The 13869-nt window shown below is 48.8% G+C and carries 11 protein-coding genes; 10 read left to right on the top strand and 1 reads right to left on the bottom strand.

Features of this window, described 5'->3' with window-relative positions; all coding sequences use genetic code 11:
• Positions 1–45: 45 nt before the first annotated feature.
• Positions 46–1173: a hypothetical protein gene (locus HBO09_RS17270; RefSeq protein ID WP_170060939.1), complete on the bottom strand. Its 1128-nt coding sequence runs from the start codon at positions 1171–1173 to the stop codon at positions 46–48.
• A gap of 172 nt (positions 1174–1345) precedes the next feature.
• On the opposite strand from HBO09_RS17270, the gene HBO09_RS17265 reads away from it, so the two are divergent.
• From HBO09_RS17265 to HBO09_RS17220, 10 genes are read left to right on the top strand one after another with little or no spacing between them, the layout of a single operon-like run.
• On the top strand, positions 1346–2080 hold the full coding sequence (locus HBO09_RS17265; RefSeq protein ID WP_169995875.1) for a DotI/IcmL family type IV secretion protein: 735 nt from the start codon (positions 1346–1348) through the stop codon (positions 2078–2080).
• Positions 2081–2082: 2 nt separating this feature from the next.
• Entirely contained in the window at positions 2083–3111 is a 1029-nt protein-coding gene (locus HBO09_RS17260; protein ID WP_169995877.1) for a DotH/IcmK family type IV secretion protein, read from the top strand.
• Positions 3108–4400 (top strand): DotG/IcmE/VirB10 family protein, encoded by a 1293-nt coding sequence (locus tag HBO09_RS17255; RefSeq protein WP_169995879.1) that lies wholly within the window; start codon positions 3108–3110, stop codon positions 4398–4400. The genes HBO09_RS17260 and HBO09_RS17255 overlap by 4 nt, the downstream gene beginning before the upstream one ends.
• 14 nt (positions 4401–4414) lie before the next feature.
• Positions 4415–5728: a hypothetical protein gene (locus HBO09_RS17250; protein WP_169995881.1), complete on the top strand. Its 1314-nt coding sequence runs from the start codon at positions 4415–4417 to the stop codon at positions 5726–5728.
• 15 nt (positions 5729–5743) lie between these two features.
• Entirely contained in the window at positions 5744–6268 is a 525-nt protein-coding gene (locus HBO09_RS17245; RefSeq protein ID WP_169995883.1) for a hypothetical protein, read from the top strand.
• Positions 6269–6289: 21 nt separating this feature from the next.
• Entirely contained in the window at positions 6290–6673 is a 384-nt protein-coding gene (locus HBO09_RS17240) for a hypothetical protein (protein WP_169995885.1), read from the top strand.
• Positions 6674–6685: 12 nt separating this feature from the next.
• Positions 6686–7378 (top strand): hypothetical protein, encoded by a 693-nt coding sequence (locus HBO09_RS17235; RefSeq protein WP_170060938.1) that lies wholly within the window; start codon positions 6686–6688, stop codon positions 7376–7378.
• A 2-nt stretch (positions 7379–7380) separates the two neighbouring features.
• Positions 7381–8721: a hypothetical protein gene (locus tag HBO09_RS17230; RefSeq protein WP_169995889.1), complete on the top strand. Its 1341-nt coding sequence runs from the start codon at positions 7381–7383 to the stop codon at positions 8719–8721.
• Complete coding sequence (locus HBO09_RS17225; protein ID WP_170060937.1) at positions 8696–10768, top strand: ATP-dependent helicase; 2073 nt, start codon at positions 8696–8698, stop codon at positions 10766–10768. Before HBO09_RS17230 ends, HBO09_RS17225 begins: the two co-directional genes overlap by 26 nt.
• Entirely contained in the window at positions 10765–13869 is a 3105-nt protein-coding gene (locus tag HBO09_RS17220; RefSeq protein ID WP_169995893.1) for a hypothetical protein, read from the top strand. Before HBO09_RS17225 ends, HBO09_RS17220 begins: the two co-directional genes overlap by 4 nt.

The following is a 13869-nucleotide window of genomic DNA, read 5'->3' as shown; positions in this document are numbered from 1 at the left end:
AGCCCGCTTTAGCATTATGCAAAGCGGGCTTTTTCATTGTTCATATCACTTCTTTTTCAGGCTTGCCCAATCGGTGGCCAACGGCACACCACCAAACGCTTCTACCTTGTTGTCCGCGTTCTTGAACATCACAAATGGCGTACCGATACCAGGTACTTCACGCGTGATCGAATAGAACACGGCGCCAGCAGGTTTGACCTGCTCATAATCAGCCTCTGTCAGGCCAGCAATTTCCATGATGTGGTCTTCAGCTTTCCACTGCTTGGTAAGAACCTGATCCAGGATTTCAAGGCCCATACTTTGATTTTCGCTATGGATCTTTTGGATCAGCGCAGCAATTGGATAGCTCTTCTCAGTGATGAAAATTGGAATCCATCGGAACTCGACATCATATGCCGACGCGATGGCAGTCGATTGTTTATAGAGCCTGCCGCAGTGTGCGCAAAGCGGATCGAACAGGACATAGACGACATTCGACCCTTGCGTAGTGCTGATGTAGTTCAGATGTGAAATCCCAGCATAGAATTGATCACGCTGGTAAGTCGCCTTTTTAGCCTGCGCGTCTATTGCGGGTTGCGGGTTAAATGCATTCTCTTGGTTGGCATCAGCCGAGCTTACCGGCGTAATTTGTTCCGAGGCCTGATGTGACGAATCAGGCAGCGGAGTAGATGAAGGCCCGGTGCCCTCACCGACGTACGGCAGTGGCATGACGCGACTGCGTTTGTCCATCAAGGGACCATTGAGCAACTTGGTGCCGTCAGCAGAGAGATACACAAAACCGGAGGACTGTGGGTTGGCTTTGTTAGCCAGCATGTCAATCTCCCATACATAAGTCCCTAACCCGAAATCCAATTTGTCAACGCTGCGTATTTCAGACGCGGGCATCAGTCGCTGTATGAGTGACGTATCAGGGCCATGAACCGCGGCGACGAGAGCATTCTCGGCAGAAGCAGTTGCATCTGCAGAAACGATTGAATCGGAAGGAGCGGGCAGACTAGGTGCCATATCAGGAGCTATTACTTCATCCTGAGCTGGGATAGCACGAGCAGAGGTCGATTTTTCCCAAAAGTAAGCCCCACCGCCTATGCCAACAAACAATGCTATGGCGAGTATTGTCATTTTAAGCTTTGGCCGCTTCCCAGCTTGGCCTTTACCATCATTGATCAAGGTCATTCATTGCTCCAGCTACGAAAAAATACCGAAAAATAGGACGATTGGATCGCAAGCTTTAAAAGCTCACGCCGTGATTTGACATCGTATAGTGATACTACACGGAGTATTCGTTTCCTGCTAGGATACGCAAAAGCTGGCGTCGAGAGGGCGCCAGGCATCGATGGAGCCGGACGTGTCAACGAAATCCACCACCGCATCTGAAAGCGCCAAAGGTCAGTCGTCTGCGATGCAGAAATCTAAAATGACGCTGGACGCGGCACAAGAAATTAACGACGCCAACGGCTTGGTCGAAATGATCCAGGCAGGCCTCGATGCTCGTGAAGATAAAACGATCAAGAATCGAATTATCGCCGGGTTATTGGGGCTTCTTGCTCTGTCTATGTCAGGAAATATGATTCAGTACAAATATCAGCCGGAGCCAAAGTTACTTTCAGAAACAACGGATGGCCGGATTCGTCCACTCCCTTTGCTCAATGACCCTATGTATTCGCAGAAAGAAATTTTGGCGTGGTCGCAAAAGTGTGTGGAAAGTGTTTATCGTCTTTCGTGGGTTGACTGGGAAACTTCACTCAGCAACAACACGTTTTGTTTGTCCGATGCAAAAAGAAGTAATTTTTCAGACAGCCTTAAAAAAATTGGTGTGCTGAAGTACCTAACTAAAGAACTACAGGGCAACCTATACGCCACGACCCGAAGTCCGATAATGCGAAGCTATCAGTTAAACGCAAAAGGTTATTGGGAGTGGATCGTAGATGTCCCTTACACCGTAAATATCGACGGTCGCGAACGTGGCACTGTAGATGTAGTCATGACCATGAAGGTTCGGAGGACATCCCTTGTGCTGCGAGAAGATGGACTATGGGTCGATTCATATCGAATTGTTCCTCGATCAGCACAAGGGCGTTGATAATGAAAAGACTAGTGCTGGCTACTGCAATTGTTGCAGCCATGTTTAATGCTGCGGCCAATGCCGAAAACAATGTTGATAGTTATGGCAATGACTCTCAGCAACAGGAGCAGCCGTCGCAAGATTCCGGATTTACAGCAACCACAGATGACCTTCTAATTACTGACCCAGCATCAATCATAGAAGCAAGAAAAAGTATTATCCGTAACAGCGGTGCGATGCGAGTGCCTGTCATTGAAACCTTTGATGATATAGCTGAGCCATTACTAGATATCGATGAGACATTTGAAATTACAAGTGATCCGTCTTCAAAATCTCCAATTCTCAATATCGCACGCTACATGAGTACGAGCGTTACCTTTGTCGATGCTTATGGAAACCCATGGCCAATCAGAAAGGTATCGAATTTCATGGAAGGGTTAATACAGGTTGTTCGAGCAGCCGAGCCTAAACAATCCGAAAGTGAAGGTGGCAAGGGTGGTGGCGGAATAGACCCACACGACCCACAGGCTGGGTCATTCACCCTAACAGCCGACAAGCATGGTGCGACAGGTAATCTTACTGTCTACCTAGTAAATCGATCGAAACCAATAACGATAATGCTCGAAGGTAAATCAGGCGTATTCCATAAAGAAGCGACGATCAAGATTTCAGAAGTTGGGCCTCAAACTGACCTGGGACAAATTAATCGATCTGACGAAGTTGTTGTTGGCACCAAGGCCGATGCTGACTTGAACAACGCTCTATATGGGGTCGGCCCCATTGGCAGCACAGCAATGGTAGTCGAGGGCGGAGAAGGGCGAGTGTGGGTTAAGGGCACCGCTATGTATATGCAAACGCCACTGTCAGTGTTCTCGCCAAAGGTTGAAGGCGCCAGCCATGCAAATGGGCGTTACCGAGCATATAAACTACCCGCGAGCACAGTTGTCATGGCCAGTAATGATGAGGGAAAAACTGTGACACTGAAGATCAAGCGTATCTCGCAAGCGGAAATAATGAATGAAGCCACTAATGGTAGTGCACAGCGATGAGCGGTGAAATTAACGAAATGGACTTGGGGTCAATCGATGCGGACCCCAAAGACAGAATTTCAGGCCGAAATCACGTTGAGCTTCCAAAAGTTGGCGGAATGGGTGCCGTTAAAAGCATTTTCAACCCAGCAAATAGAGGGCGTCTGGCTGCATATGCCGTAGCGGGCTTGCTCGTAACTGGCCTATTGATCTGGAGCTATGCATCTGTAAAAACACCTGAGGTTATGGGCAATGGCGGTGCATCCACGAACGGAAATGCTCGCACCCAAAAAAACACCCAGCCAACAAAAATGCAATATGAAGAAAGTGAGCGATACAACGAGCAAGAATTGCCTAACATCCAGAAAGACGAACCAACAGCGCATCCTGTAGTAGTAACAGCAGACAATGGCGAATTTGGTAAGGTGCGTGACTTTAATCGTCCAGAACGAATTTCAAATGTTGGGGACACAGCGCCGGAGCGCAGTGCGAACCAGCAGTCCGGGCAAGGGCAGAGTGCAGGCAACGGCCAGCAAAGTAGACAAACAAAGCAGGTTTCACGCGAGCAGGCAGATTTTATCAATAAATTGATGATCGCGGAGGGGTCTGCAACACCCCAATTACAGTCTATTTCTTGGGACTATCAGCAAACTACCCAACAAACACCAGCTAAAACCAAAACCGCTAAAGGTGCAGGTGCGTACGAATACGACAGCGACGAAGATACGGGGACTCTTGCAGGTGAGCTTCCTGAGAAGTGTAAGAACCCAGTCCTCCGCGCTGGGCATCAGTACGTTGCCAGGTCAACCATGGCAGCAAACAGCGACGTTGGTGGCCCTGTAATACTTGAACTAGTGAATGGGCCACTTAGAAAACATCGAATGATCGGAAAGTTCGAGCGCAAAGAAGAATGGTTACGCATGGAATTTAATAGTCTCGTTGGACTGAAAGATCCGGTAAGAATCAATGCTATCGGACTCGACATGGAAACCGTGCTTAACGCTGTGGGTGGTGATGTTGACTACCACACATTCTATCGTTATGGATGGTGGGGCTTCGGAACTGTATTGAGTGCGATTGGTAAAGCAGCAGAACGAAATTCCGACACGAAAACTATATTCGTGGGCGACAACGTTGTCCAAGATAGTCAGTCTGATACAAGTCGTGAAATCAAGATGGCTATAGGTGATTTGGGCCAGTCACTCGGTGATGTTATGAAAAATCGAATCAATCGTCCTCTGACAGTCTCTGTGGATGTAAACCAATTGGTCGGCGTCGTCTTTATGGATGATGTTTGCGGCGACAAATGACAGGAATAAATAAAATGACAAACGCAAACACGCAAGTTCCAGATGACGATTTTGGATTTTCAGAACAAGCCTTTCGAAACGATAACGATCCAGGCCTAAGAGCACTTGCCAACGAACGCATCGACGGCCAGGATGCACAGCGTCATATCGAAGATGATTCACATCAGACGGTTGCGGATAATGAACCCCCTCTGACGGTGCAAGCAGTGAAAAAGGCTTTCTTCGAGAAGTACGGACTATACATAGGTGTCGGCGTTGTTGTCCTCAGCCTGTTCGGCGCACTGGGTTGGATTGCTGCGATAGTACTGAGCCCTGCGCCAGTGCTCGCACCGCATTCCAGTGTACCCGACCAGTTTGGTTCACAACCTGCAATTACCCAATCGTCTAGTAATACTGGTGCGGCGGAGCCTATTCAGTTCGGCGGCGAAGCTAGTAGTCATTTGAATACAAGAGATCAACGCCACCAAGAAACTGCTGATGCCTCCTCTACTGAGGACGTACCAGGTTCGGTTTTGCCAATCACACCACGAACCGAGCAAGAGCAGGATGAAGAGTTCTACGACACGCTGGTCTCGGCGGCTGAGCAAAATTTGCCAGCGCCTACGGTTGTAGATGTAACAGCAGTAGAACAAGCGGACACTCCGACGCAGATTGCCCCCGACACGGCCGACAAATTCGCTGCGATTGCCGTTGCAATTGCAAACCAAAGCAAAGAAGTGACGAAGTTGCTAGATGCTGTTAAATCCGTTAATGCTGAAATTGCAATGATCAAGGAACAAGTAGAAGCGACCTCAACAAAAAACAATGCGTTTGAAGGCAAACTCAATCAGCTGACTTTGAGTCTTAATAACTTCTCTAAAAGTACTGAATCGCGTATTAATGACATTTCCAAGGCGGCTGTTGCGGCTGCGATTAAAGCGGTAAAAAACGAATCTTCGAATAAGTCTGGTAAAAACACGAAATTGGTATTAGTAGGTGGCCCGATGCAGTCGGATTACACCTCTGCCAAAACAAAGCAACAAGATAAAAAAGCATCTCCTAAGCCAATATTGGTAGCAGCACAGACTCCAGCCGTTACGACATCTCAAGCTGCAAAACCTGTATCACAGCCAGAAGGTGGCAACCAAGCAGTTAAATGCGGAGCCAAAACAATTTCTCAAGTATGGAAGGTTAAGGGTTTAACCTACAGTGGTGCATATGTTCGTCGCGATGATGGATCGGCATTGATGTTGCGTGCTGACATGGAAGTACCAGGTTTTGGTCGAGTTAAAAGCTTTGATCCGGACTCTCGCACAGTTTGTACAACAAGCGGCTTGATTGCTCGATAGCCTAGGGAATTCACCGTGGACTTTAAGTCGATATTCACAAATCTCAGCAGCGAGTATCCAGTATTTCTGGACACTATTCTCTGGGTATTTGCGGCAATCGGAATATGGGTGTCAGCCGGTGGGGTTATTGCAATCGTAAAGATGGGGAAGCGGGACAGCGGCCTAGCGACTCCAGGTTCACACATTGCATGGAAACTTATCGGCGGATCATCAATGGTGGACTTGTCGCTTTGGACCAAAGCTTGGAGTGGCACGTTGTGGGCCAACTCTGATCCGATGGGGATTTCCGAATACAGTGGAAGCAGTAGTGTGTTCGAGCCAGCAATTATGGCTGCAATTGGGATATTGGTGCTAACAGGTTATGTAACGCTTGGCAGAGCGTATCTGATGGCATCAAAACTTGGGACTGTTTCCATCGAATCGCGTGGCGACTTAATGGGCAGTATCTTTGCACGCATTATTGCGGGTTCTGCTTTGGTCTGTACCGTGCATATCGCAATGGCAATTAATGCCTCTACAGGTTTCGGGTTTTTTAGTTAATTAACGTAGGAGTAATACCAGTTGAAACAGAAAAGACAGATTGTACCTCGTGCATCAATGGCGCTGGCTACCGTGGCCCTACTAAGTATTTCGGCTGTAGCATCAGCCGCAGGCAACGTGATGGTGTCTGATTTTGCAACAGGCTGGAAGGACGAAGCAAAAGTGATTTTGCCCATCGTCTTGCTACTGTTCGCTGCTGCCGGGATCATTTTGGCTGCGTGGGGAGTTATCTCCTCAATCACGACCAAAAAACAGCAACAACCACTCACTTGGCAACTCTGGGCGATAGCAGGTGGCGCGGCGGCTGTCGTTATCCCTGTGATCATCCTGGCAGCATCTGGATCGCTTACCTCCGGTCAAGGTAATGCATCAAGCCAGTTTGATGAACTCGGCGTTGAGTATTAAGGTAGGTTTACGATGATTGGAACGGTTGATAATCCTGATTTAGCAGGAAAGGTAATCCAAGGCTTCTGGAGTACCAACGAAAAGTTAGCTAAAGTTGGTATGAAAATACTGGAAAGCGCTGGCTTTAAATGTCTTTTTTGTGGGTTTGTCAGCCGTTCCAGCAAAATGATCCCGCATGGTTATATGTGTCCGGTTGACGTATCGCACCCAGGCTTGGCAGCGCTTACGACAAAGGGGGGGATTTGCCTTTGCCCTCTCTGCGCTTCAGCACTTGCAATTAATTGGGCTGTTGTAGAGCATCCGGCGCCTCATGGCGAAGTTTTACCGGTAGCAGGAAGCTTAATCTGGCTACCTGAAATCAAGCAAAGCAAATTGTCGATCATTTCGACTTACATCGCCGTAAGCACAAATTGCTTAGATGTAACCCATCCACTTGCCGATACGTTAAGCCACGCTGACATATCATTCAGGGGACGTAAGGGGCATCTTGCAAGCAATATTCCCTTGTACAAGGAAGATAGCGACTCTGACTTTGCCCGCGCTCTCGCACTATTGCCCAACGAGTTCCATTCCTCACGGAATGAAATTATGAGTGGTGTACGTTTCTGGCCAAACTCAAGCTTTTGGAATAAACAAGCAAAATACTGGATTCAGGCGACTTATCGCCCACTTGAAAAAGCAAATACATATTTTGACGAGGTGTAGGGATGGCTCTGAAAATTGGAATTGTTCTTTTCCGCAATGCAACGCCCTTCAGTCGTGAAGGAAACATTGCCTGTGAGCATCGTGGGAAACCATTCTTTTTTTCTGCCACAACTGACTTGCCTTCCCAAACACTTTGGATAACCAACGCCAGTTCTGACTTGCTTTACGAAGCAGGTCTCAACAGAAGTCCGCACATTGCCAGCGATAGCTACTTTCGCACCAGGTTAAGTCAAATGGTTCAGGAACTCGGCCTTCTGACCATTCCCCTTGATCAGCAGGTGGTAGTTTTAGCTGAAATTCTTGGGTGCGCAGCTGAATTGCTGAAAAAGCAACTTGGCTTGACCCAGCATCCCGCCTACGGGATGGCACAAGCAGTAGGCCAACTCTACGGCAGCGTGGAGGGGCCTAAGAACAGTATTCTGCTTCACGTTGCAGAGCAATCCTGTCAACGCTTCACGGCGTGCGAGCGCAATCGGCGTTATGAAAAAGCAGATGTTTTCAGCTTTTGGTTTCCACGCGTGCAGTGGTCAAGCGAAATGCTGGAACTACCACTGCCGCAGGGTGGACTTGGGCAAATTGCTAACCACAACCTTCCTGACCTCGGCCAGAATCCAAAATCACTCGTGTCCTGGGCGTTTGAAAGCAAGGTGCCACTCTTTGCCAAGATCCGAATTCATGGCATTGAGGAGCGGGTTGGTAAGCTGATGAACTACGGCGCTGGCGCCCTTGGCGTTAGCAAGGTGACCGAGAAGGGGCAAGCGTATGATGCTCGCAATTTCAGGGAGTGGTGCGCCCTGCCTGAGTTGGCGTTCCTCAGTAGCTTCGGCGAAGTTGAGGTTCTCCAGGTGGCAACAGCCAGTGCTTGGCAAAACACCGGGTTGCGTCCATTTCTTACCAAGCGATCAGCAATCTCCTACGCCTACGGCCTCGCGGCGGAAAACCTATGGGTAGGAACGCAAAGGAAAAACTGCGGCAATTTTACTATTTCAAAAACATTGTCAACCGCTTGGCTTCAAGCAGAAGACCGTATGCGGTGCCTCAAAACAGCGCTAAACCTCCAAAAGGCTGGCATGGAGATCACCACCTACGGAAATGGTCGAATTGGCGTAGTGTGTCCTCAGTCAGTGCGCAACCTCATACCACAGGCAGCTCTCGAAAGCGGACTGCTGTACCCCGCAAGCTTGGAAGGGCTGACCCCTTACCCGATGAACAACATGTCGGCGCTGTCAGTACAGCAACGACTGATTTCATCCCGAGATTTTGTGCGAAACATTCAGCTAGATCAGGCGTGCCTCAAAGAAATGGAGGTTGCGCACAATGCAGCTAAATCCTCAGCAAAGTGAAATCGTGAACTTCCCCGAGGCCGAGTCCTGCCTTGTCATTGCTGGCGCCGGATCTGGGAAGACTGCGGTAATCGCGCACAAAGCGATTAAAATCGCCAAGTTGTTACCGAGCGGTCGCAATTTGCAAATGCTCACATTCAGCAATAAAGCGGCCAAAGAAATGAAGGCTCGCGTACAGCGTGTAAACGGAATAATTCCGCATAACGTTGTGATGGACACTTTCCACAGTTACGGTATGAAGCTGATCAAGTCAGACCCAGAGGGTTTTGGACTTGCGCCGGAATTCAGCTTGCTGAACGAGACCGATGTAAAAAGAATGTTGCGGGCGTTGGCTCATGAATTTGGTCTGCCAAAGAAAATTGTCGATCCAGCTGACAAGAAGCGACTAAACCCGATCAATTGGCTAAATACTTGGAGCTTGAAACGTCAAAGTGGCTATGACGTTCGGAATCAGGCGAAGAATAAAGCATTGCTTTGTGAGTCGCTACAGGCCAACCACAAGTTGACCGACCAGGAAACTGACTTAGCATGGAAAACACTGACCGGATATGAAGATCAGAAGCAGAAGACGAACTGCCTAGACTTCGACGACCTTATTTTCTTACCACTTCTTAGAGTCACACGCGAGGTGGATTTTCTCGAAAAAGTTCGTAGCGAGTTAGGTGCTCTTTTTTGTGACGAATATCAAGACACTAACAGGGTCCAGTACGGGCTCATTGCGAAAATTGCGAAGGGTTATTGCTCAGTCACCGCTGTCGGCGACGACGACCAGAGTATCTACGGGTGGCGTGGTGCGGAGATAAAGAACCTCACGCGCTTCCAAAATGACTTCAACGCAACAACGCTTCGCCTTGAACAGAATTACCGTTCAACACAGGCAATCGTGAACACAGCCCATGACCTTATAAAACACAATGAAGGGCGCCTTGATAAAACACCGTTCTCCCTTGGAGAGGAAGGAAAAGAGCTAACCCTAAATGCTTATCCTGATCATTGGCAGATGGTACGCGAAATCGCTGAAGGCATTTCTAGGCTGATTAGTTCTGGCGTACCCGCCAAAGACATAGCCATTCTCTACCGTACAAATCGTATGGCTGGATTGATTGAGCCAGCATTGCGAAGAGAGCGGATCTCATATCATGTTGTGGGCGGGATGAGCCTGTTTGACCGGGCCGAAGTTGGCGCAATCACGAATGCTGTGAGACTTGCCCGCAACCCACAAGACACCCATGCACTGAAATCGCTTCAGCAGTACATCGACAACTTCGGCGACACCTCTTGCTATACGGTTTGCGATTGGTTAGTTGATACCCCAGGTGCCAGTCTATACGAACTACCTGAAGCCATTGATAACGTCCCTAAAAGGGGGTTGGCGTCATTGAAGGCATTCATGGACGATCTGCAATCAGAAGCCCTGCTCAGCCATACAGCCAAGGAGTTCGTCAATTGGGCGATCAATGGGCCTATGGCGATTTTGGAGAGGGAAAAAGACGAGCAGATACGAGACAAGAAAGCCCAGTACATCCAAATGCTCGCGCACAATATCGAAGATGAACTTCGAGATCGGCTTGAGTCCGGCGAGTCGCTGACATGGCGCGATATTGCCGTGGAGATTGCACTTCGGGATGCAGGTCAAACTGAGGGTGGCTCAGACCAAATTACTTTGAGCACAATTCATCGTTCCAAAGGTTTGGAGTGGCCTTACATTCTGCTTGTCGGCATGAGTGAAGGTTTAATGCCGTTGGATGCTAGAAGTGATATCAGCGATGAAGACGCTGGATACTCACAGATGGAAGAAGAAAGAAGACTAGGATATGTAGGAATTACCCGTGCAAAGGTTCAGTGCGAGTTTTTCCATTCTGCCCGTTATGCGTTCCCAGGTAGTGACGACGATAAAATATATGAACCGTCTCGTTTTCTGGATGAAATGGGTTATTCTTGCACTAATGATTTAGATCTTTCGAACGATAGCGCTCAAGACTTTTCGCACGGGTCTTACAATGATGTTCGGAATGCATTCACTAAAGCTATGGGTATTAGTAATTGACTAGTTTTGTTGACCGTTTTTTTGATGGCATTGAAGACCTATACGACGGCCTGCGTGGCTGGTCTAAGGCTGACCATACCCAATACTTTCCGATTGCATGCCCACATGATGATCAAGTCTTAGCGCTATATAACGGCTCGCTGATGAGCGTTATCCGCATCAATGGTTTCATGGGGCAGTATTTCCCTCAGCAATTTAAAGCCCTTAGGTCTGAGTGGATTAAATTCATTCGCAACTCCACTGCAGCGAAGAACTCCAGCGGTAGCGATTTGTTCTGGTTTCTTGAGTTTGATCCGGACGGAATGAAAGACGAGATCATGCAGAGCCGAAAGCTCATGATCGATGCAGGCAAGCGGCGGGGATTGGATTCTGAAGACGTTTTGCTGGAGGAAGCTCGGGTTTACGGGGGGATATGTGCCAGGGAACGTCAGTATCTTCTGGTAGTAACCCACCTCGACTCACTGCCAAAAGCAGACCAGGCTGGCGCCTTAGCAGAGCGTTTGCGCGACATCAAAAGCTGTGCGAAAGGTCGTAATGGCATGACTTTGAAGGCAGGCGTTCGCGCCCTCGAAGCTTTGCATGAGCAACAAGTGAACAAGATTAAGATGTTCATGAGCAGCGAAAACAGCCGTTACTCGTTTGAACGGCTAGATAGCTATGCCGCACTGAAGGAAATGCGCTTTTCTCTTCTACCTGATGGAACTGGTCCAGGCTGGAAAGCTTTGCTTAAGCCAAAGGATGTACGCTCCAGAGCAACCGAAGAAGTCAGGCAGTCCTTTAAAGATGCGCAAGGCTCGACTGGAAAGCCGAACGATTGGACTTTCAAACTACCTCCAAAGCTTGCTAATCAGATGCTCGAAGATGCAATTGATTTGGGCAAGTATGCGGTAATGGGAGACCGAATCTACGCTCCTATGTACGTTTCAGAGTTGGCGACCAATCCGGAGCACTTGGAAAGCTTTTTGGCAACGTGTTACACGCGACGACTTCCAGTCCGCTTGGCATACAGCCTGATGACTAACTCCAGCCAGGCAAACTATTGGAATCGCCTGTTCGCGTCAGTATTTTCATTTGCGTCTCAAAGTAATCGGCAAATATCCAAAGCTGACCAAGCGCTTTCGGAGTACTCGGAGGCTGGCGGATCGGTTCTAGGTTATGGACTAGCTGCTACCACATGGTCTAAGACGAAGGTAACGTACGGACAAGATGGCGTGCCGAGGTATGACGTTGAAGAACTTCAGAGACGTGCACGTGACGTTGAGACCCTTCTACAGCAGTGGGGCGGCCAGCAGGTAGACACCATGTACGGCTGCTCTATCGAAGCGACTATGTCTGCCACTGCTGGTTACGCTGTGCCCCCGATTTGCCCAAAGGCACCACAAACTGAACTAGATATTGTCACTCAACTCCCAATCATGCGGCCTGCAAGTCTTTGGAATCCGCAGACGAGCATGTGGTTCAGGACTTCCGATGGGGTGTTGATGCCTTATCAGCCCATGAGCAAAAAGCAAAACGCAATGATTTCGCTCATTACGGGTGGTATGGGATACGGTAAGTCTAACTGCATTTCTGAGCATATTTTCTATTTCGCCAATCACCCTCTTGCGAGTGATATGTCTTACATTCGCGGCATCGACTTTGGGTCGTCGTCGTCTGGTGTAATCGACATGATCAGGGACTCGTTGCCAGCAGATCGCAAGCATGAGGCACTGTTCCAAGAGTTCACAAACGACGGCTCAATCGTAAAAAACCAGCTTGATACCCGACTGTGCTTGCGCGCCCCGCTTGCAGACCATATGCAACACTTGCTGAGCTTTCTGAGCACCATTTGCGATGAGTTGCTCGAAGATGCAGGCATTGCAAACGTTATGAACGTGCTCAAGACCACTGTTGAGCAGGCGTACCGCTCAAGAGACCCCAATGAGCGACAATCAACACCTACATTTTTTGAGCCACTCAGTGCTGACCCACGGGTACTTAAGGCCATTGAGAAGATCGAACTCGTTGTCAGCCCCCAAACTGCTTATTGGAGTGTTGTGGATGCATTGGCGCAATACGGCGTTAAGAACAAAGATGAATCAATAATTTTCGCCGCCCGTGTTGCACAACGTCATGCAGTTCCCCAGTTTGGGGACTTGGTGCTGGTTGTGGATCGACTAGCAGATCGATTCTCAGACCTTAAATATAAGGGTCAGCAATTAACCTCTGCCATTGCAAGCTGCTTGTCATCTGCAAATAGTTTATTCCCCTGCTTACGCGGAATAACCAATATTGACATCACAGAGTCGAGGGTCTGTGTATTTGACATGACAACCGTATTCGGACGCGGCATTACCACTTACAATGACTGGGAACGCACAATCTACTTTTCTGTAGCTATGCGACTGCTTACAGAAGACTTGTTTGTTAACCTCAAACACACAGGCCCTGAGATAAAGGCTAAACAGAAAGAACTCGGCCTGACGCCACTAATGGTTAAGTACCACCTTGCGTACCTTGAGTCACAAGACCAGGTAGACAAGTTGTTTTGGGCTGACGAAGTGCACCGCCTCGGCAAGGTGCAGGGCGCGCTGAGCATTATTGACTCGATGGGCTTTGAGGGTCGGAAGTACCAAGTAGGCATCTTGCTTGGAACGCAAGTTCCTGAGCATCTGCCGAGAGAACTGTTGAAGCTGGCATCGACCATTTTCGTTTTTGGTGTAAGTCAAGACATGGACACGGCCATCCAGGTTCAATCTCTTCTTAACCTGAATGACGACGAGCGGAATGCGATCTACAGCATCACGAAACCCTCAGCCACCAAAGGCGCAATGGTTTTCGCACAATTTAAAACGACAGACGGTGTACAGAACCTGTTGTTGCACTTCCAAATGGGCGGTATTAAGCGATGGGCGTACGCAACTGAGCCAGATGAGCGTGCGCTTCGTGGTATCCTTTACCGAGACGGAACATCTGCGTCATGGGCACGTGCGACTCTTGCTAAGTTTGTGCCAGACAGCGAGGCTGCAATCAAGGCGAAGATGGATAGTGCTGCTGGCAAAAATCTCAGTCGGCAGGAAGCAACAGAGCTAATTGCGGTAGATCTGCTTCGACAGCAGTAA

It is taken from the genome of Pseudomonas sp. WS 5027 (genome assembly GCF_012985695.1).
GTDB classification, from domain to species: Bacteria; Pseudomonadota; Gammaproteobacteria; order Pseudomonadales; family Pseudomonadaceae; genus Aquipseudomonas; species Aquipseudomonas hygromyciniae.
The sequence above is the reverse complement of the archived record's forward strand: the minus strand, read 5'-3'. Positions and strand labels throughout refer to the sequence as shown.